Here is a 20909-nt window from a genome sequence, read left to right as displayed (position 1 = left end):
GTAAACATAGAATATATTAATAATTAAAATGTTTACGAGGTGAAAGTGATGGCAATGAAACAAGAAGCAATTAAAATAGTAGTCGGAGCTGGAATATTTAACAATAATCCAGGTTGGATAGAAACGCAAGAAGATGAACTTAATTTACTAGATAAAACAACGTGGGAAGAAAGATTTGAATACAACTCTATTTCAGCTATTTTAGCTGAGCATGTATGGGAACACCTTACATTTGAAGAGGGTGTAAGGGCAGCAGAAATTTGTTATGAATTTTTAAAGCCAGCAGGGCACATTCGGTGCGGTGTTCCTGATGCATTTTTCCGAGACGAAGCATACCAATATATAGTTCAAATAGGCGGACCTGGTCCGAAAGATCATCCAGCAGCAAGTCATAAAATTGTTCATAATTATAAAACATTAACGAAAATGTTTGAAACTGCTGGATTTGAGGTAGTTCTACTTGAATATTGTGATGAAAATGGTGAGTTTTATTACAACGAATGGGATGCTAACGATGGTGTTATTTTTCGTTCCAAAAGGTATGATTCTAGAAATAAAGGCGATAAACTTGGTTTTCCATCGCTAATTGTCGATGCGATTAAGCGCTAAATCATTCAACAAAAACACGAGTAAATTCTATCATTTCAAAAGTCGCAAATGCGGCTTTTTTTGTACGTAAGTTTATATTTAATAAGGAAATGGACATACATGATATTTAATTCCTAACAAAATATAACTTGATTTAGAAAATATTTAAGTTTTTCAGCGCCATTAACTTTAAATTAATACTTCGGTGATATAAATATTTATTTTATATTTATATTCGTGTAAAATAAAGTGAGAACATACATTCTATATAGGGGGGATCAATATGATAGCTGAAATTGAAAAAGTAACTGATGGGTATATTGTAAAATTTGAATACCAATTTCCATATACAATAGAGGAAGTTTGGTCTGTTTTAACGGAAAACAGTAAGCTTAAAAAATGGATGTCTAATTTACAGATTGAAAGCCTTAAAACAGGTGGAATAATCAAGTTTGACATGATGGACGGTTCATTTATAAATATTGATATTTTAGAGTGTCAAGTAAACTCAGTATTTGAATTTACGTGGGATAAAGATCGTGTCCGATTTGAAATACATAAAGAAAAAAATGGTGCTCTTTTCCTTCTTAAAGAGTACATTCATGAATTAACGGATCATACTCCGAAAGATATAGCTGGTTGGCATATTTGCTTAAATCTTTTTTCCTCTGTACTAGAAGGAAAAGAAAAGGAATTTTCTAAAGATGAATGGCAGCAATGGTTTGAAATATATAAGGATAAGATCCTTGAAGTGAGAGGATAATTATATAAAAGGTTATATTAATTATGTAATTATTACACTGTAAAAATGATTTTAATGAAAAATAAGAATAGAGGTTAATATGAAAGTAAATCAATTAATTGCTAATAACATAAACAAATTAGATACAGCTATTCCATTTAGTAAGTCGTTTGGAATCGCTGGTTTATCAGGATCAGGTAAAACAACTTTTTGCCAAACGATTGGCGAAGAATCAAAAAAACGATTAGTTTCTTTATTGCCAAAGGCTGAATATCAATATTTATTTCCTAACATTATGGAAACGAATTTTAGTGCTATTAAGATGGAAGATATGCCTTTAGTTCTTTTTCTAGGAAAATCATCGATTTCTTCCAACCCACGTTCAACGATAGGTACTCATACTGGTGTGTTTACTGAAGTTCGTGGAAAACTTGCCGAAGTATTTCATCTTTCACCTGAGGTTTTTTCATTCAATAACCAGTTAGGCTGGTGTACTGGCTGTAAAGGTCGAGGCACTACTAAAAATATTGAGTGTAAAAAATGCAAGGGAAAACGTTATAGTGAAGAAATCGAACAGCATACGATAGATTTATTTGCTAAACCACATACAATTTCAAATATTAATGATTTAAGTGTTGAGTCTATTCTCTCGTTAGCGGAAGAGTTAAATATTAGTGAAGCGAAGCAACATATACTGCAAAATATAATTAATATGAACATTGGTTATTTAACATTAAATCGAATTATGGGTACGTTGTCAGGTGGAGAGTTAACAAGACTATATTTGGCTGAATTCATGGCAGTAAGTGAAAATGCTGTAATTATTATTGATGAGATTTCAGTTGGACTTGATCATGAAACATTATTACAAATATTAGAAGAGATTAAGCAGTTAGGGTGTAAAAATCAAATTTGGCTCATCGATCATTCAGATACAGTACTGGATACAACAGATGAGCAATTGTTCTTTGGGCCTGGTAGCGGAAAATATGGTGGACAAATTGTGAAAGAATCACCTAGACCAAAACCAATACTGTGGGATTTAAATAAAGAAATACCAACAGAATATTATACATTCCAAGAATTATATTGCCGTAATATCCAAATGGCGGAGTTTCAAATTCCTAAAAATAGGCTTGTAACGGTTACAGGAGAATCTGGATGCGGGAAATCTACACTTGTCAATGAATGTTTAGCTACAGATTTCATGAAACGATATCCAAAAGATAAATTAGTTATGGTAGGACAAGATCGAAATCAATCTATTACAAGTCGATCAACTGTAGCCACTTTCTTAGATATTAAAAAGAAACTAACAAAGTATAGCGAAGAAATTGATGATATTTTTGAGCGTTCGATTGAGGATATTATAGATGAACTTCCAAATGAAGATATTGCGTATAAACGCTTGAGTCTACTAATTAAATTAGGACTTGGTTATTTAACGTTAGAACGAAAAACACAAACATTATCAACAGGTGAGTTTCAATGTGTTCATTTAGTTTCGGAGTTATTTGTAAACACAAGAAATCCACATACATTATTTATTTTTGATGAGCCTTCAAAAGGTTTATCACAAAATATTTTAAATCAATTTATAGATAGTGTTAGAGGGATATTGCAAGATGAATCAGTCTCTATCATTATGATTGAGCATAATCGTTACATGTTAGAAAGCTCTGATTATATTGTAGATTTCGGGAAAAGACAGCTTGAATCTATAAAGCATCTTGATGTAGTAAGTCATGAAGATTATTATCGTCAAAAAAGTAGTGTGAATAATACTGAGCAAATACATATTTCTTCAGCACTTAAGCATAAAGAAGGCGTTCACTATTTAGAAGAAAATCATATTAACTATTTTAAAAATGCCGAAAACATTTATAAAGGTGGTATTTTAAAAAGTTTATCATCAATGGCTCGTTTAATTTATGGTGAATATGAATCTGATACAATTGCACCTGTAGTTGCTATTGATCTTGAAAGACATTTATATAGTCAATATAGTTTCTTATATGAGATTGGTGGACTAATTAATCATATTGTAGCTGCTCATCCAACTAATAAAGATACGAGAAGTTTTGATTTCTATTCACAGGACAATCACTGTCCATCTTGTTCTGGACGTCTTCAAATTGAAGTTTTCGATAAAGATATTACAATTCAAGATAAAAACATTCCATTTTGGGATGGTTTATTTGATCCAGAAATCATGAAAGTATTAAAATTTTATCAATATGAAAAAATAGAATTTTTATTTGAAGAAATTAAAAATGAGCTTGGTCACGATTTATCAAAGAGCTATAACGATATGTCAGAAGAAGAAAAGCAAACGTTTTGGTACGGATATTTTGAAAAATCATTTTATGATAAAAAAGGAAAGACACGCAGAACATGGGTAGGATTTAATACGATTATTGGTGGATATATTGTTATTTCAAAAGCAGCTATTAAAGAGGAAATTAAGACTTCTAAAGAAATGATGACATGTCCAATTTGTGCGGGAACGGTATTAAATCATCAAAAACCGCTTAAATTTTCTAACTTCGATATTCGTGAAATTATCAATCAACCAATTGATGAAGTGTTGAAAATAGTCGGTGATTTACCTGCACTTCATAAATTGAAATCAATTGTTGGTGGCGATATGAAATTGACAGAAGATGTTTCGTTATTGCCAAGAAAAGCACAAGTTGCACTGAAAATGTTTGAATTAGAACAGGCAAGTTTTTCAAACTATGAAATGGTGTTACAAAATGTCTTACCATTCTGGGATGAAATAAAAAGAAATATTGAATCCATTAGTGTTAATAATCAAGTAACTGTTTGTGATTTCCCTAATGTATATGAAACGAGAGAAAACATTATAGATAAGTATTTCACAAATGGTAAATATAAAAAACTTACGTATGTATACGAAGCGTTTGGATACAAAAAGTTAGTTACCCAAATTAATAAAATTAAAAAAGCTAACCCATGTCCATTTTGTAAAGGAAAGAAAGTTATTACAGAAGATAATCTACATGATGGTGTGTTTAAACTAACAATTCCTTGTGTAACTTGTAATGCAACTGGTATTAATGACGAAGGACTAAAAGAAGTTGTTGAGGGCGTGGATGTACAAACATGGTTAACTGGAAAAGTTAGTGATATTGTGGATGAAAGCTTATTAACAGAAGCTGTTGCGCAAATACCAATTTTTAATCGTATTCGAGAATTGGATAAACGAGATATGATGGCGGTTTATGAATGTCTTGAGAGTAATCAGTAAAGTTATATTAGTTTATGTGTTATTAACATAACTTATATAAAACGTATATTCTTTATAATGTTTATAATAACGCAGTATGAGTAAAGGTAATGAAAGAAGATCCAATTTCTTAATGTGAAAGTTAAGGAATTGGATTTTTTAGTATTTTTATGTCCCGTATACTACATTTCCAACTAAGAAATATGGAGGAGAGATAGAAAAGTAAAAGGGACAAACAGTTGATATATTATGTAATTATTATATTATAAAAGTGATTATTAGGGGTAAAAATAGTAAGCAAGTAATATCTTTTGCTTATAATATCTTCGTTCTGTTATCTGATTTTTTGGATTTAACAGAAATATATACTTGAATGAAGTATATATTTCTGTTAAATTTATCCTATGGACAGAACAAGTTTAATTAAAGGTCATTTAGAAATGTGTGTATTATCTATTTTGTCGAAAAAGAAAAGTTATGGTTATGAGATTATGAAAGAACTTGAAGTAAACAATTTAAAATTGAAAGGAGTAGGAAGTATTTACCCCATTTTAACTAAGTTGAAAAATCAAGAGTGGGTTAATACTTATCAAGTAGTAACAGACAGTGGTAAAGTTAGGATTTATTATGAAATTAATGAAAACGGGAAAATACGTCTTGAGAATAAAATAAATGAGTGGTTAGAATTGCAATCGGATATTCAAACATTACTAAAAAGCGGTTTGAAAGGAGACCTTCTGAAATGAGGAATAGATTACTAGGTAAAGAAAAACAATTTTTAACAGACGTACTTAAGGAATTAAGGCAATACAATATTAGTTTAGAAGAAAGGGAAAATATTAAGCGACAAATATTAGAACATATTCAAGAATGTCGTGAACATGGTGAAGATAGTATAGATGATTTAGGTACACCTCAATTATTTGTTCAAGATTATTTAGAAATAAATGAGATTGATTTACAAGTTAAAAGAAAGCAATTGAAAAATGAAAAGGGGAAATTAAACAAATCTATCTTACGCGGCATATTCATCGCAGTTATTACTTACCTCATATCGCAAACTACATTTACAATATTTTTAACTAGATCATTAAATCCCACTAATAGTAAAAATACATTTCAGTATAATCTTTTATATCGTATTTCAGAAAATCAATGGTGGAATTCATTATTAATAATGATTAGTTTTATGCTCTCTGTAGTAGTATTTATTAGTTTAGTAAGTTATAAAAAAAGAAAGCTCTCTAAAGCATAATGAAGAATACAATCTATAAAATGTCTCTAATTTATATTCTTTGTAATTTATTAATGTTATGTATTACAGATCCAAAAGTTTACGCTCAGCAAAATATTAAAATTGCATTGGATAAGTATATTGAAAAATTTATAAAAGAGCAGAACATTCCAGGAGCTTCTGTTGCAATTGTACATAAAAAAGATGTATTTTTCACAAAAACGATAGGAATTACTGGAGAATCTGAAAAAAAGGTAACTAGTAAAACCCCATTTGCAATCGGCTCAATAAGTAAATCTTTAACAGCTTTAGCTATAGTAAAATTAATAGAAGATAAAAAATTAAAATTAGAGGATCCAGCTCAACGATACCTTCCCTGGTTTAAACTAAAAGATTCGCAAATATCCTCAACTATAACAATCCAACATCTACTAACTCATACAAGCGGAATCAGTACATATGAGGGCTTAGCATTATCAGATAAGCAATCCAAAAATTCTACAGCATTAAAAGAAAATGTAATGAAACTTTCAAATGTAAAATTAACTGCTCCACCAGGTGAAAAATATCAATATAGTAATGCGAATTACATTGTTTTAGGTGCACTTATTGAAGAAGTCACAAATGAAACATATTCATCATATATGGAAAAGTATATTTTTCAGCCATTAAATATGAATGGTGCGGCAGCAAGTAAAGAAACTGCATATGAAAAAGGCTATTTAACAGGTTATCAGTCTTGGTTTGGCATTCCAAGGAAAAGTGTAGTGTCCTATGATAATGCCGGGGCACCGTATGGCTATATTACTGCAAATTTAGAAGATATGATTCAATATATTATGTTTTTGAATCGGTCTGAGGATGCTCAATTTTTAAAGCAAGAAAACATGGATCTTTATCTTTCACCACTTTATAAAATAAATTCAGAAAAAAGTTACGGTTTTGGGTTAAGAACAACAAATATGAATGAAAGCGAAACGATGATTTGGCATTCAGGATCTACGCCCGATGCTCGTGCAGAAATATTTATTTTAAATAAAAGTGGCTGGGTTGGTGTGATTTTAACAAATAAAAATCATGTATTAGAAGAACCAGCACTATCGGTATTGAAAAATGGGATTATTAGTATTTTGAATGGAAAAGAACCAATTGATCCACCTAAAAACATACCATTCACACAAATTGCTATGTCTATAGTTATACTCGTGCTTTTCATTTCACCAATTATGTTTGTTAAAACATATAGGCATAAGAAAAATATTAAAAAACTAACTTGGTTTTTCGTAGGAAATCTATTTCTACTATTATCTATTATTTTCATCCCAATTCTTACTTATAGTACAAGCTCACCATGGCGAACAATTAAAATATTTGCGGCAGATCTAGCCTTTCTTACAAGTATTATAGTAACTTTATTAGTTGTGAACGGACTAATATCAATCTTTATAGCCTTAAGACGGAAGGGAATATAAGGGGAAATAATTAAAGAAATATAATTCAAGTGTTATAAACAGTTGACTCTCACACGATGTCATTGTTTAGGATAAAGTTGAGCTAGGAAGTAGAGGTATTTAATGGGAGGCAAATATATTTAAAATAGGGGACTTTTCAAAACTATCTTCCATTAGTATTTGTATGTTGAGACACTACGATAAAGTGGAATTATTACAACCAGTAAAAGTTGATGAACAAAGTGGATATTGATACTATTCAGGCCCGATTAAAGAAAGTAAATCAAATTCAAACGTTAAAAAATAGGGGGTTCACTATTTCTACTATTAAAGAAATAGTGGAGAGCGATAATATTGAAATAATAAAATCACAATTTGAAAATCGTAGTGCTCAAATCAAGGATAAAATGAATGACCTACAAAAACAATTATGTCTTCTCTAGGCCTCAATGAAAATGATAAGAGAGGATGTTGTTGAGATGAACTATTATGTTTCATTAAAAGAAATTCCAAATAGAAATGTAGCTAGTGTTAGAAAGATTATTCCATCTTATAATGGTGAAGGGGATTTATGGGGTACCGTCACATGCCCATCTACTAAAGAAAAGTAAACATCCCCAAAACAAAAAAATGAGCTCATTTCTCAAAAAAACTAATTGTAGAAAAAGAAAATTTTCATTTAGGGGGTACTTCAAAACCTTAGCTTGATGGCAATGTATGGTGGATTGAAGAAACTCTATCTATATACAAGCCTTTATAATATAAAGAATGAAAATATGGTTCGAAATGAGAAATGGAAGCTATCATAGTTGTTATTTTTCATTTTTTGTTTTTGGTTAACAACTTTTTTGTTGATTGAAAATATTTTTAAATGTATGGAACAAACTTGTTACTTAGATTGTCTATTAAGTATACGTATAAAACAGGTGTTTAAATTGGATACAATGTATTGAATTTAATATTTGTTTTTAGTAGTAAAAGTTTGAAAGGAATGATGATTTTGAAAACAACATGATAGTTTGCTTATTTTATAATATAAGAGAAGTGTGAGAGGAGTGTTATCCTATACACTCTTTAATTGCATCGGTATTTAAAATACCTAGACAAAATCTATATTTTCTTGAAAAAAGTTGGAACTTTATGATAGTTTTAAATAAGTTTTTTAACATTTCACATTATAAAAAGATTATACCTGTATTATTGCTTTTATGTGTAACGCTTTTAGGCTGTTCCAATAATACTACTCAATCTGAACCACCCAAACAAACCAAACAAGAAAATACAGTTAACCATCCTTTTTCTAAACTTGAAAAAGAGTTTGATTCTAAGCTTGGTATTTATGCATTGGACACTGGTACGAATCAAACTGTTACTTATCGATCAGATGAACGGTTTGCATACGCATCTACCCACAAAGCTCTAGCTGTGGGAGTACTTTTACAAAAGAAATCAATAGAAGATCTAAATCAAAGAATTTTGTATACTCGTGAAGATCTTGTTAATTACAATCCAATTACAGAAAAGTATGTTGATACAGGTATGACTCTGAAAGAACTTGCAGATGCTTCCCTTCGATATAGTGATAATACTGCACAAAATCTTATTCTTAAACAATTAGGTGGGCCTAGTGAATTCAAAAAATCACTGAGAGAAATAGGAGATACTGTTACAAATCCTGAACGTTTTGAACCAGAATTAAACGAAGTGCATCCAGGAGACACTCATGATACTAGTACCCCAAAGGCATTAACTACTAGTCTTCAGGCTTTCGGTCTAGGAGATGTACTTTCAACTGAGAAACGGGATTTATTAATAGATTGGATGAAAAGAAATACTACGGGAGACAACTTAATTCGTGCTGGAGTTCCAGGAGGGTGGGAAGTAGCTGATAAGACTGGCTCAGGATCTTATGGAACCCGAAATGATATCGCAATTATTTGGCCACCAAATAAAAAGCCAATTGTTCTTGCGATACTTTCTAATCATGATAAAGAGGATGCTAACTACGATGATAAACTTATTGCAGAAGCAACTAAAATAGTGTTAGATGCTTTAAAAGCTACGAATAAATAACAATAGTGGGTTCACCATACATGCCCATCAACTTAAGAAATTTTAGTACCTCAAGTACCAAAAAACGTTATCCTTTCTAAATAAGCTAGATTAGAAAGGATGACGTTTTTTGATGAGTCTCTCGATTCAAGATGAGCTACAAACATTTACAGAGGAATTACAACGATATGTGACACCTATTTCATTATTTATGAATGTGATATTAAAAGAAGTAGCAGACCTAATAGTGACCACTTCAAGAGTGGCTATATATCCTTATGACAAAATGCTGTAGAAAGCTTAAGAATTCTTAAGAACTTTTCCCACCTTTTTTTAAGATTTGGACGCTAGTGTATAATTATGAATTCAAACCTGTGGGTGGATTAAGTATGAAAATAATTCATTTTCTTATTTTTGTATATAATGAACTAGAAATCAGTTGGTGCAGCCCTTCCAATTTCAAGGTTTATTGGAGTCAAAATACTTTAAGGAATTAATTTGAAGAAAGTAAGATAGAAATGTTTCAACTGTTTATGTCTTTAGTTGTCCAATACGAGAAAAAATGTGGAGGAATAATATGGAGTTAAAAATTCTTATTGTTGATGATGATAAAGAGATTAGAAATCTTATCTCTGTTTATTTGGAAAATGAAGGTCTGAAAACTCAAAAAGCTGAAGATGCTATGGAAGCTTTACAACTGTTAGAAGAAAAGGAATTTGATCTTATTATTTTAGATATTATGATGCCGGATATGGATGGTATTGAAGCTTGCATGAAGATTAGGGAGAATCGCAATATGCCTATCATTATGCTATCTGCAAAATCTGAGGATATAGACAAAATTCAGGGTCTAGCCTCTGGAGCAGACGATTATTTATCAAAACCGTTTAACCCATTAGAATTAATTGCTAGGGTAAAATCGCAATTAAGAAGGTTTAAAAAATACAATACGTCAATAGAACATAATAAAAGCATTCTAGAAATTGGTGACTTAACCGTGAATACAGATACTCGTCAAGTATGGGTAAGGGGAAAGGAAACAAGGCTAACTCCAAAAGAGTTTGATATTCTCGAACTACTTGCCCGTAATAAAGGGATTGTCCTGAGTGTAGCAAAAATATATGAATCAGTTTGGAAAGAGGTTTTTTATAAATCAGATAATACCGTCATGGTGCATATTACAAAAATAAGAGACAAAATTGAAGAAGATTCTAAACATCCCATTTATATTAAAACTGTTTGGGGAATTGGGTATAAAATATGAAGAATGTTAGTTTCAGAAATAAGATCATTATAAAACTTCTTGGTGCTGTTGCAGTTAGTTTTTTTATTTCATTTGGTTTAACAATCCTCATTTTGGTATATGTCATAGATCCATTATTTGTAAAATACGAAGAATTTGGTATGTTTGAATTCAATTTAGCATTGTTGTTCTTATTCGCGTTCGCAATCATTAACTTTATAATAATTTTTTTAATATTGGTTCGAAAGAAAATAGCCTATTTGAAGCTCATTTCGGATAATGTAAATGTTATTGCAAATGGAAAACTGGGTTTGACAATTGGGATTAAGGGGAAGGACGAATTGACCCAACTTGCTCAAAATATCAACTATATGTCCAAGGAATTGGAAAATACATTTGAACAAGAAAGAAGATTAGAACGTACAAAAAATGAACTTATAACCAATGTATCTCATGACTTACGCACACCGTTAACATCTATTATTGGTTATATAGATTTATTAAAAAGAGGGCAATACAACAGTAACACACAATTACAGGAATATCTTGAAACCACGTATTTAAAATCAAAGAGATTGAAATATTTAATTGATGAGCTGTTTGAATATACGCGTTTATCAGGCATCGATGCTAAGTTAAACTTTAATGAAGTCGATTTATCAGGTTTGTTGGAGCAAATAGTTGGAGAATATACTCCTATATTTGAAAAGGAAAGTTTAATCGTTCAAAAATCAATCACGGAAGAAACAATACCTATCTTCATAGATGTAGAAAAAATGGTACGTGTTTATGAAAATCTGTTTATGAATGCGATAAAGTACAGCATGAAACCATCGGCATTATTCGTATGTCTTGAACGAATAGGTAATAAAGCAATTTTGAAAGTGTCGAATAAAGTCGAGAAACCACCTGTTAGCGATCCTAATAAATTGTTTGAAAGATTTTTCAGGGGTGATAAGGCAAGAAAAAGTGATCAAGGAAATGGACTGGGGCTTGCTATCTCAAAAAGAATTGTTGAACTTCATCATGGTAATATATATGCAGAATATAAAGATGGCTGGATGTCCTTTGTTATTGAACATCCAATCAAATAGATTGGCTTATGGAATTACAGGTTCCATAAGCTTTTTTTATTAAACTTAAGAATTCTTAAGGATTTTACAGGGTGTTTCCTAATTTTCATAGTTTATCATGTATGTATTCAAAGCAATGAGGTGAGTGGAGAAATTAAAAATAAAATTTTCTTTATAGCTTTCAGTTGGATACATCGTGACAGCCTTATGGAAAAGGTAGATGCAACATGACTATTTTGTTAGTAGCAAGTATGAATAGCGACTTATTTTAAAGAAATGAAAAAACAAACGTAGGAGGATATATATGACAAAACCAGTTGTAGATGTGAAAAACGTCCAAAAAGTGTACGGTAAAAAAGGTGAGAACCAATCACATGCGTTAAAAGGTGTTTCATTCTCAATTCAAGAGGGTGAGTTTGTCGGAATTATGGGACCATCTGGCTCTGGCAAAACGACATTATTAAATGTAATTTCAACGTTAGATAAAACAACGGGCGGCATCGTTGAAATTGCAGGAACAGATATTACGAAAATGAAACAAGGTGAGCTTTCTGATTTCCGTTCACAAAAGTTAGGATTCATTTTCCAAGACTTTAACTTATTGGAGAACTTAACTATTTACGAAAACATCGCTCTTCCACTTTCCCTTCAAGGTGTTTCATCACGAAATATTGGACAGAAAGTAGAAAAAGTAGCTGATATGTTAGGAATTTCAGCAATCCTTCAAAAGTATCCATCTGAAGTATCTGGTGGACAAAAACAGCGTTCAGCAGCAGCACGTGCATTAGTACATGAGCCAGCAATTATTTTAGGAGACGAACCAACAGGAGCGCTTGATTCTAAAAATGCAGCAAGTTTACTTGATGCGATGACAAACTTAAATGAAGAACAAGGTGTATCTATTATGATGGTTACTCACGATCCATATAGTGCAAGTTACTGTCAGCGTATTTTATTCATTCAAGATGGTGAGTTATATAAAGAAATTCATCGCAGTGGTACCCGTGAAGAATTCTATAAAGAAATTTTAGACGTGCTTGCAAACTTAGGCACAAAAAAAGCGTAAGGAAGGAAGTTCAATCATGTTATTTAAGCTTTCTATGTCAGGCCTAAAAAGTAAGTTGCAAGATTACATTGTTTTACTTGTTGGTCTTATTGTCTCTATTTCAACTTTTTATATGTTTCAAACGCTAGCATCCAATAAAACGTTCCTTGAATCTAACTCTTCTATTAGGGATATTGTGGCTGTCTTTAAAATTGGTTCCTTTTTGTTAGCGGTTATCACATTTTTCTATATTTTATATGCAAACTCTTTCTTATCAGCTCTTCGTCAAAAAGAATTTGGTATGTATATGATGTTAGGAGCAAAAAAGCATAAAGTTACATTACTTATGTTTATCGAAACAATCGTATTAGGCGTTGCGTCTCTTACGATCGGTATTACAGTTGGTGTAGGACTTGCAGAAGGTACCGGTCAGCTATTAATGAAACAACTCGAGTTTGCTGGCGAAGGTTATAAAGCATTTTATCTGCCATCTATAGCTATTACTTGCATCTTCTTCTTTGCACTCTTTGTATTATCTGCAATTATGAATAGTATTAAATTATCTCGTATTTCTGTACTGCAACTTGTACATGCAGATGCACAAACTGAACGTGTCGCCGTAAAAGGAAAAATGACCGTTGTAGTTGCATTCCTTGGTATTCTTTTATTGGGTATTGGTTATGCATCATTGATTTATATGTCATATGTAAATCCGCTAATTGCTTTAGGATTAATGGCTGTTGGATTAATCACAGCAACCGTTGGTACTTACCTTATATTTGGATCACTTCTCCCAGTTATGATTAACAAGCTAAAGAGTAATAAAAAACATAGTGAAAAAGGCTTAAATGCTTTTACTTTTGCACAATTAAATTTCCGCATTAATGGTCTAACAAATGTGCTTGCAACAGTAGCAATCTTAGTGGCTCTTGGTGCTGGTGGAATTGCTTGTGGTATGGCATTTAAAAACAACATCCTAAAAACGACAGATCAAATGCGAATTTACGATTCAGTCATTCATAATCCAACAGCGGAAGAAAAGAAAATTTTGGGTGGTATCTTATTTCAAGAAAAACATGAATATCATTACAAAGTTGATGATAGGTATGTTTATTATCTTAAAGAAGATGTAGAAAAAAATCGCCCTTACTTGCAAGGTATGAAAATAGAGAAAGTTTCAGAGGAAATACCCATTGGTGCATTTTCAATAAAACGGGTTCAAGGAGAGACGAACACAAAACAATGGATCCAGGCTTTCAGAACGATCCAGCCAGATTATATGTATCCTGATTATGAAATGAAAATTGTAGATCAAAACATATACGATGGTATGAAGGGTAAAGAAAGTACTGTGTTTATGGGGAAAACAGATGATTTTGGATCATACATAAAAGAATGGAAAAAACTTGATGAATTACAGATGGCAAAATATAAAAATGTGAGAGCGGAAGAATTGGATAGTAAGTATCAAGCGTATATTGTGAGTCATAATTTTGCCAGCGGACTAATGTTTATGGGCTTTTTCGTTGGAGTTGCATTTTTAGCAATGATGGCAAGTTGCTTGATGTTTAAAGTTCTGTCTGGTGCATTCAAAGATTGTACACGTTATCAAATGCTTCGTAAAATCGGTGTTCGCCAAGAGTTATTAGCACAATCAATTTATAAGGAGTTATTTTTTGTATTCTTAGTCCCAGCAATTGTGGGTATTGTTCACGTATTAGTTGGTATGAACATGTTCAGAGTTCTTTTGCCTAATCCGTACAGTCGTATTTGGGTACCAATTATTATTTTTGTAGTAATTTACTCGATTTACTATTTTATTACAGTTCAATTGTATAAAAGAATTGTACTTCCAAAAGAAAATTAGTTTTACAAAATATACAAAATGTTAAACTCATAAAGCCCAGTAATATCGGTACCTATGTATGATATTACTGGGTTTTTATTTGGATATTCAACGCCGTGTTTTACAAAGTATATAAATACCTAAACTTAGTTTTATTTTTTATATATGGGGTAGCACCACGCTATCAAGCTAATATTTTAAAGTATCCCAAAACGAAAAATTCATATCACTACAACAGTTATTTATGAGAATTTAGTGTGTTTTTTGTGTTTTGGGGAACAATCAATTTTTTTAATAGAGGAAACTCATTCAAAATGGAAGAATGGAGAAATAACTGCTGTTATATTTATGGAAATGTTAGAACTAAAGAAAAAAACCTTTTATAAAATTATGAAGGAATATGAAGAAGTAAATTAGGGCTTTTCCTATAAAGCGTACCACCAACACTTTAATGAAACTCTAGCAAACCATTCGAATTTAAAATCTGTACGTATTTTGATTGATAACGGAGAAACATCAAAACGTTTTAATTATAATTTAACTGGATTTGATAAAGACGGTAAAGAAAAAAGAATTAGAATTCAATACTCAAAAAAAACTTCGTAAAGAAGCATTCCTACGCGTCTATTACTCTGATAAAAAAGTTGAAGAAGATGTATCAGGTTGGGAAGAAGTGAAGCAGGACGAGATTCCTGCGAAAGTGAAAGAAAAACTAGCTGCGAAATAATAAAAATAAAAAGGGTTTGGTCTTAACGGTCGAATCCTTTTCTGTTTTCAAAATCTTTTTCTAAAATGACTATGAATCCATGTCTTTTAAATAGAGCTGTTATTACGTCGTAATCAGTTTGTTTATTTCCATTAATTACATAAGTCTTTTCGTTTTTTGCACCAGAGCAGATATCCCTACATTAATCTGCCTCTTTGTTAAGGCATTGAATAATCCTTACTTATACCATCGCGATTTCTGATAACTTATATGTAGAGGTATTACTCAATATAACAAAAATGTAATGTTAATGAAATGTAATTCCATCGATACTATAAATGAAATTATATAAAATTAGTTACATAAATGAATGAGAGTTAAAGAATTTTTATAATGAAAAAGGAGAAGTATTAATGCGAAATATATTAAGTGTAGAAAAAATTGAAAAATTTTATGGTAATAAAGATAATGTAACAAAGGCTATAGATAATATTAGTTTTAAGGTAGATGAGGGAGAATTTGTTGGGATAATGGGGCCTTCAGGAAGTGGCAAAACTACATTACTTAACTGCATATCAACTATTGATAATGTTACTACGGGAAAAATAATGATAAATAATAGTGACATTACTCGGTTAAAATCAAAGTCACTAGATAAGTTTAGACAAAATGAATTAGGGTTTATATTTCAGGACTTTAATTTATTAGATACCCTTACTGCTTATGAAAATATTGCCCTAGCGTTAACAATAAAAGGTGAGAAAAGTTCAAAAATTGATGGAAAAATACAAGCAGTTGCAAAGTATTTAGACATTGAACAAGTATTAAGCAAATACCCTTATCAAATGTCAGGCGGACAAAAACAAAGGGTTGGTTCGGCAAGAGCTATCGTAACAGATCCATCTTTAGTACTTGCAGATGAACCAACAGGATCGTTAGATTCTAAATCAGCTAGATTATTACTTGAAAGATTTGAAAGTCTAAATAAGGATTTAAAAGCTACAATACTTATGGTTACTCATGATGCATTTACAGCAAGCTATGCTCGTAGAATTCTTTTTATTAAAGATGGAAAAATATTTATTGAGTTGGTAAGAGGGAATGATTCTAGAAAAGAATTCTTTACTAAAATTATCGAAGTTATAACCCTTCTTGGAGGTGACGATAATAATGTACTCTAAGATTGCTATTGGGAATGTAAAGAAAAGTTTTAAAGATTATGCAATATATTTCTTAACACTAACACTGGCTGTTTGTATATTTTATAGCTTTAACTCAATAGAATCACAAAAGGCACTTATGGAAATTAACGCTTCAGATAGAAAGTATGTGCCTACAGTAATGAACGCTATCTCAAATGTGTCAGTATTTGTATCCGTAATATTAGGTGGTTTAATATTGTATGCAAATAATTTCTTAATTAAAAAACGTAAAAAAGAATTAGGAATATACATGACTTTAGGTATGGGAAGAAGAAACATATCCAGAATATTAGTAACAGAGACATTTCTAGTTGGCGTTATATCTTTAGTGAGTGGACTTATAATAGGTATTGGAGTATCGCAGGGGTTATCTACATTTGCATTAAAGCTATTTGACTTGCCCATCAATAAATATAAATTTGCAATTTCAACAGGTGCTATAGGTAAAAGCGTATTATACTTTGGAATCATGTTTTTACTTGTTATGTTATTTAATGTATATGTTGTTTCTAAATACAAAATAATTGATTTGTTAACAGCAGGTAGAAAAAACGAAGATGTAAAATTTAGAAATCCTCTTATCTATGTAATCACATTTATTATGTGTGTAGCATCACTTGGATATGCATATGTGACTGTACTAAAAATCGGATTGAATTTTACTAATCCTATGCTCGTGGTATCAATCATTCTTGGCATATTAGGTACATTGTTGTTTTTCTTTAGTTTATCTGGATTTATATTATATGTTGTAAAGAAGAATAAAAAAGTCTATTTTAAAGGTTTAAATATATTTATCATCAAACAAATAAATAGTAAGGTTAATACAAATTTTATATCCATGTCTGTAATCTGTTTAATGTTATTCCTTACAATGGTGGCTTTATCTACAGGAATCAGCTTTAACAGAATGATGGACGCCACAACGAAAGAAATAACACCATTTGATGCCAGTATTACGTTGGAGAATAAGGATGAAAGTTACACTATAGAAGAAGTATTAAATAAAGCTAATTTTAAAATAAGTAATAACGAAAAATATGTATCTTATAATGTATATCGAACAGGGATGGAAGTGGTGGACTTTGTACCAGAAGGTAAAGATTATAATAACAATATAGATTTCATTAAAGTATCTGATTATAATAAAATTTTAAATCTTAAAGGTGAAAAGGAAATCACTTTAAATAACAATGAAATTTTACTTTTATCAAATGAAAGCCGGTTGGCTAATTCGACAAATGAAAGATTAAAAAATAGCAATAAGGTGAATATTAAAGAAAAAGAATATTTGGTAAAAAACGCTAAAGTTATACAAGAGAATCTTTACACTTATGATGTGCGAACTAATTACTTCACAATCGTTATAAATGATGAGTTTTTATCAGGCTACAAAATTACTGAATCCGTACTTAATGTAAATTATTTAGATGGAAATAGAGAAGAATATAATAAAAAATATGATAACGTTGCACGGGGCTTTTATGACGAAAATGGCCCGAAATTAAATATTAATCGTATAGCAGGCAAATCAAAGGATGAAGTTTATGCAGGAAGTAAGGGATTGAAAACTATCGTACTGTTTATTGGGATATATATAGGTATTGTATTTTTAATAACGAGTATGGCTGTATTAGCTCTTCAACAATTATCAGAAGCCAGTGATAGCATAGATCGATATAAATCTCTGAAGAGAATTGGTTCAAACGGAACAATGATCGACAAAACGATTTTTATTCAAACTTTCGTATACTTTAGTCTTCCAGTTATTCTTGCCCTAATTCATTCTATAGTTGGAATTTATGTAGTCAATTATTATATTAACACATTTCAACAAACAGACATTATTTTACCAGCATTGATGACGGGTTTAGTATTTCTTGTAGTGTATGTAGTATATTTCTACACGACATATGTCGGGTATAAAAATATTGTAAAAAGTAATACTTGATTTTATAATGCTCATTAGGGCTATTACACCTTGTTTCTCAAGATGTAATAGCCTTATATTCTGTATAGGGAGGGAAAAGTCATGAAAAAAATTATTCTGATTGAAGATGATGAAATCATCAGAGAAGAATTACAAAATTTTTTTATAAAGTATGGATATGAAGTAAATGCTCCCACAGATTTTAATCATATTATCAAATATATAGAAAGTGAGAATGCAGACCTTATATTACTAGACATAAATCTTCCTGTGTTCGATGGCTATTATATATGCAGAGAAATACGTAAAACTTCAGATGTTCCAATCTTCATGGTTACAAGCAGAGATAGTGATGTAGATGAACTAATAAGTATGAATTTAGGAGCAGACGATTTTATAACAAAGCCTTATAATACAGAAATACTATTAGCAAGAGTAACAAACATTTTAAGAAGAACATCTGGAGATTTCAAGACGAATCATATCTTAATTTATAGAGATTTTAATTTGAATCTTTCAAATGCAACAGTTACTTATCAAGACAAGTCTGTAGAATTAACTAAAAATGAAGTTAAAATACTATCATGCTTAATAAATAATCGCGGAAATATTGTAAAAAGAGATTCGCTCATAGAAATTTTATGGAAATCTGATTATTTTGTGGATGATAGCACCTTAACTGTTAATATAAATAGATTAAGAAAAAAGCTTGAAGAGATAGGTATAGAAAATCCAATTGCAACAAGAAGAAGCTTAGGGTATATAATGCCATGAATATAGGTGAATTTTTTAAAGATAAAATGGTAGTAGTACTATCTAATGTACTGGTATTTATTATACTATCAGGTATATTGCTGACTGCGAATGTTCAGTTCATTATAATATTCTTTGTCTTTTGTATTTGGTTTTTTCCATTGATTTCATATATGGTTATAGAATTTATAAAATGTAAAAATTATTATAATGAGATTAATGGCATATTAGAAAACTTGGAGAAAAAATATCTACTACCAGAGGTAGTAAAGGAAGCAAACTTTATACATGGGGAAAAGCTTAACGATATACTGAAAGAAGTAAGTAGAGATATGCATGAAAATGTAAAATATTATAGAGACATGCAATTAGATTATAGGGAATATATAGAAACATGGGTGCATGAAATTAAGACGCCGATAGCTTCCACAAAGCTAATAATTGAAAATAATCAAAATGAAGTAACTAATAAAATAGACTCACAATTGGATCGAATCGAAGGGTTTGTAGAACAGGTGCTGTATTATTCTCGAAGCAATAATGTCGATAAGGACTACATTATAAAACCAATCAACCTTGATGGTGTAGTAAGAACTGTAATTAAAAGAAATTATAGAGATTTTATTCATAAGAGAATAAAATTAGATATACAGGATATTGATGAGATTGTATATAGTGATGGAAAATGGGTTGAATTTATTATTAATCAAATAATAGGAAATTCTGTAAAGTACTCAAATAACAAAGAACAAATGATACGTATATACACAATTAAGAAAACTAACTCAGTAATACTAACTATAGAAGATAATGGAGTAGGGATAATAACTAAAGATATAAATAGAGTTTTTGAAAAAGGATTTACTGGAGAGAATGGAAGGAGATTTAGCAAAAGTACAGGAATGGGTTTGTATCTATGCGAAAAACTGTGCTCAAAATTAGGAATGAAAATTGGCATTGAATCTGAAGTGAATAAAGGAACTAGAGTTACATTAATATTTCCGTTGTCAGGTATGGTAACTTTTGATCCTTGTTTATAAAGAGATGCTGCCATCTTTCCACGAATTTCGTATGAAACTTATAAACAAATTTAAAACGGTATGAAAAGAGTAGAAATTCACTTCATACCGTTTGTATTATTTGGCCATTTAACATATTGGTATATGTAATTGTGAATCGGATGGATGTTAATCTGGATTAATCATTACTATTTTTGATGTCCATTAATACTTAAAGTAAGATTTGGTTCGGTTGCTACATAGGCCTCGTAAGCGAGAAATTGTCCACTATATAAAACAGTAAAACAAATATCCGATTCCTTAGCGTACAAGGAATCGGATATTTTGTATCTAAATTATTTCAAAATATACAATTTTCTTTTTTTAGTATGGCGACCCCATGCCCATCAAGTCAACCAAGTAATTTACTAGGTAAAGCTGCACCAGTACCAATGGATAGAGATATAACTGACATTATCGAAAAGCAATGTTTGCAAAATAATATTGTGTATAAAATGATGCATAGTGGTGCAGGGCATGATGCTCAGATTATAGCCCCTTATATAGCGACAGCGATGGTTTTTGTCCCAAGTCATAAAGGTATTAGTCACTCTCCGTTTGAGTCTACGAACCCTAAAGATTTAGCTGAAGGAGTAAATGTATTAATTCATACATTATATGAATTAGCATATTAACACGGTTTAAGTAAATTTATAAATAATAAGTCAACTACCCCCACTGAGATAAAGCATTTCAGTGGGGGCTTGAGTTAGAACGCTAGGTCTTTTCGTCTATC

Annotated in this window: 16 protein-coding genes and 4 pseudogenes; all 20 read left to right on the top strand. The window is 30.8% G+C overall.

The annotated features are described in order from the left end of the window. Nucleotides 1-48 precede the first annotated feature (48 nt). Nucleotides 49-609 carry a class I SAM-dependent methyltransferase gene (locus F8162_RS22300; RefSeq protein WP_151630444.1) on the top strand — a complete coding sequence of 187 codons (561 nt, stop codon included), beginning with the start codon at nucleotides 49-51 and terminating at the stop codon, nucleotides 607-609. A gap of 262 nt (nucleotides 610-871) precedes the next feature. Next, nucleotides 872-1351, top strand: coding sequence for an SRPBCC family protein (locus tag F8162_RS22295; RefSeq protein ID WP_151630445.1), 480 nt, complete (start codon nucleotides 872-874; stop codon nucleotides 1349-1351). Between the two features lie 79 nt (nucleotides 1352-1430). Continuing rightward, entirely contained in the window at nucleotides 1431-4601 is a 3171-nt protein-coding gene (locus tag F8162_RS22290) for an ATP-binding cassette domain-containing protein (protein WP_151630446.1), read from the top strand. Between the two features lie 419 nt (nucleotides 4602-5020). Beyond that, the gene (locus F8162_RS22285; protein WP_306638939.1) at nucleotides 5021-5326 is read left to right on the top strand and encodes a PadR family transcriptional regulator; all 306 of its coding nucleotides are present in this window, start codon (nucleotides 5021-5023) and stop codon (nucleotides 5324-5326) included. Continuing rightward, nucleotides 5323-5835, top strand: a complete 513-nt coding sequence (locus tag F8162_RS22280; RefSeq protein ID WP_151630447.1) for a hypothetical protein — start codon at nucleotides 5323-5325, stop codon at nucleotides 5833-5835. Before F8162_RS22285 ends, F8162_RS22280 begins: the two co-directional genes overlap by 4 nt. Next, nucleotides 5835-7286 carry a serine hydrolase domain-containing protein gene (locus F8162_RS22275; RefSeq protein ID WP_151630448.1) on the top strand — a complete coding sequence of 484 codons (1452 nt, stop codon included), beginning with the start codon at nucleotides 5835-5837 and terminating at the stop codon, nucleotides 7284-7286. Before F8162_RS22280 ends, F8162_RS22275 begins: the two co-directional genes overlap by 1 nt. 115 nt (nucleotides 7287-7401) lie before the next feature. Next, a pseudogene (locus F8162_RS22270) lies at nucleotides 7402-7849 on the top strand (MerR family transcriptional regulator); the annotation flags it as partial. 556 nt (nucleotides 7850-8405) lie between these two features. Next, nucleotides 8406-9338 (top strand): class A beta-lactamase, encoded by a 933-nt coding sequence (gene bla / locus F8162_RS22265; protein WP_151630449.1) that lies wholly within the window; start codon nucleotides 8406-8408, stop codon nucleotides 9336-9338. Between the two features lie 112 nt (nucleotides 9339-9450). Then, a complete protein-coding gene (locus F8162_RS28880) occupies nucleotides 9451-9612 on the top strand; it encodes a hypothetical protein (RefSeq protein WP_179196627.1) in 162 nt (53 codons plus the stop codon). A 282-nt stretch (nucleotides 9613-9894) separates the two neighbouring features. Further along, a complete protein-coding gene (locus F8162_RS22260; protein WP_098096931.1) occupies nucleotides 9895-10581 on the top strand; it encodes a response regulator transcription factor in 687 nt (228 codons plus the stop codon). Beyond that, entirely contained in the window at nucleotides 10578-11654 is a 1077-nt protein-coding gene (locus F8162_RS22255) for a sensor histidine kinase (RefSeq protein ID WP_151630450.1), read from the top strand. Before F8162_RS22260 ends, F8162_RS22255 begins: the two co-directional genes overlap by 4 nt. A 283-nt stretch (nucleotides 11655-11937) precedes the next feature. Then, nucleotides 11938-12699 carry an ABC transporter ATP-binding protein gene (locus F8162_RS22250; protein WP_151630451.1) on the top strand — a complete coding sequence of 254 codons (762 nt, stop codon included), beginning with the start codon at nucleotides 11938-11940 and terminating at the stop codon, nucleotides 12697-12699. Nucleotides 12700-12715: 16 nt separating this feature from the next. Continuing rightward, nucleotides 12716-14545: an FtsX-like permease family protein gene (locus tag F8162_RS22245; RefSeq protein ID WP_151630452.1), complete on the top strand. Its 1830-nt coding sequence runs from the start codon at nucleotides 12716-12718 to the stop codon at nucleotides 14543-14545. A 255-nt stretch (nucleotides 14546-14800) separates the two neighbouring features. Beyond that, nucleotides 14801-14941, top strand: a pseudogene (locus F8162_RS29135) (integrase); the annotation flags it as partial. Between the two features lie 84 nt (nucleotides 14942-15025). Continuing rightward, nucleotides 15026-15251, top strand: a pseudogene (locus tag F8162_RS22235) (YxeA family protein); the annotation flags it as partial. A gap of 392 nt (nucleotides 15252-15643) precedes the next feature. After that, complete coding sequence (locus F8162_RS22230) at nucleotides 15644-16411, top strand: ABC transporter ATP-binding protein (protein ID WP_151630453.1); 768 nt, start codon at nucleotides 15644-15646, stop codon at nucleotides 16409-16411. Beyond that, a complete protein-coding gene (locus F8162_RS22225; protein ID WP_151630454.1) occupies nucleotides 16401-18383 on the top strand; it encodes an FtsX-like permease family protein in 1983 nt (660 codons plus the stop codon). Before F8162_RS22230 ends, F8162_RS22225 begins: the two co-directional genes overlap by 11 nt. An 81-nt stretch (nucleotides 18384-18464) precedes the next feature. Then, nucleotides 18465-19136 (top strand): response regulator transcription factor, encoded by a 672-nt coding sequence (locus tag F8162_RS22220; protein WP_151630455.1) that lies wholly within the window; start codon nucleotides 18465-18467, stop codon nucleotides 19134-19136. Next, on the top strand, nucleotides 19133-20155 hold the full coding sequence (locus tag F8162_RS22215; protein ID WP_151630456.1) for a sensor histidine kinase: 1023 nt from the start codon (nucleotides 19133-19135) through the stop codon (nucleotides 20153-20155). The genes F8162_RS22220 and F8162_RS22215 overlap by 4 nt, the downstream gene beginning before the upstream one ends. A 395-nt stretch (nucleotides 20156-20550) precedes the next feature. Next, a pseudogene (locus F8162_RS22210) lies at nucleotides 20551-20808 on the top strand (M20/M25/M40 family metallo-hydrolase); the annotation flags it as partial. Between the last annotated feature and the right edge of the window lie 101 nt (nucleotides 20809-20909).

Source organism: Bacillus sp. CH140a_4T (assembly GCF_008923725.1).
In the GTDB taxonomy this organism is placed as follows: Bacteria; Bacillota; Bacilli; order Bacillales; family Bacillaceae_G; genus Bacillus_A.
Note: the sequence above shows the minus strand (reverse complement) of the source record. Positions and strands in the feature narration are given on the sequence as shown.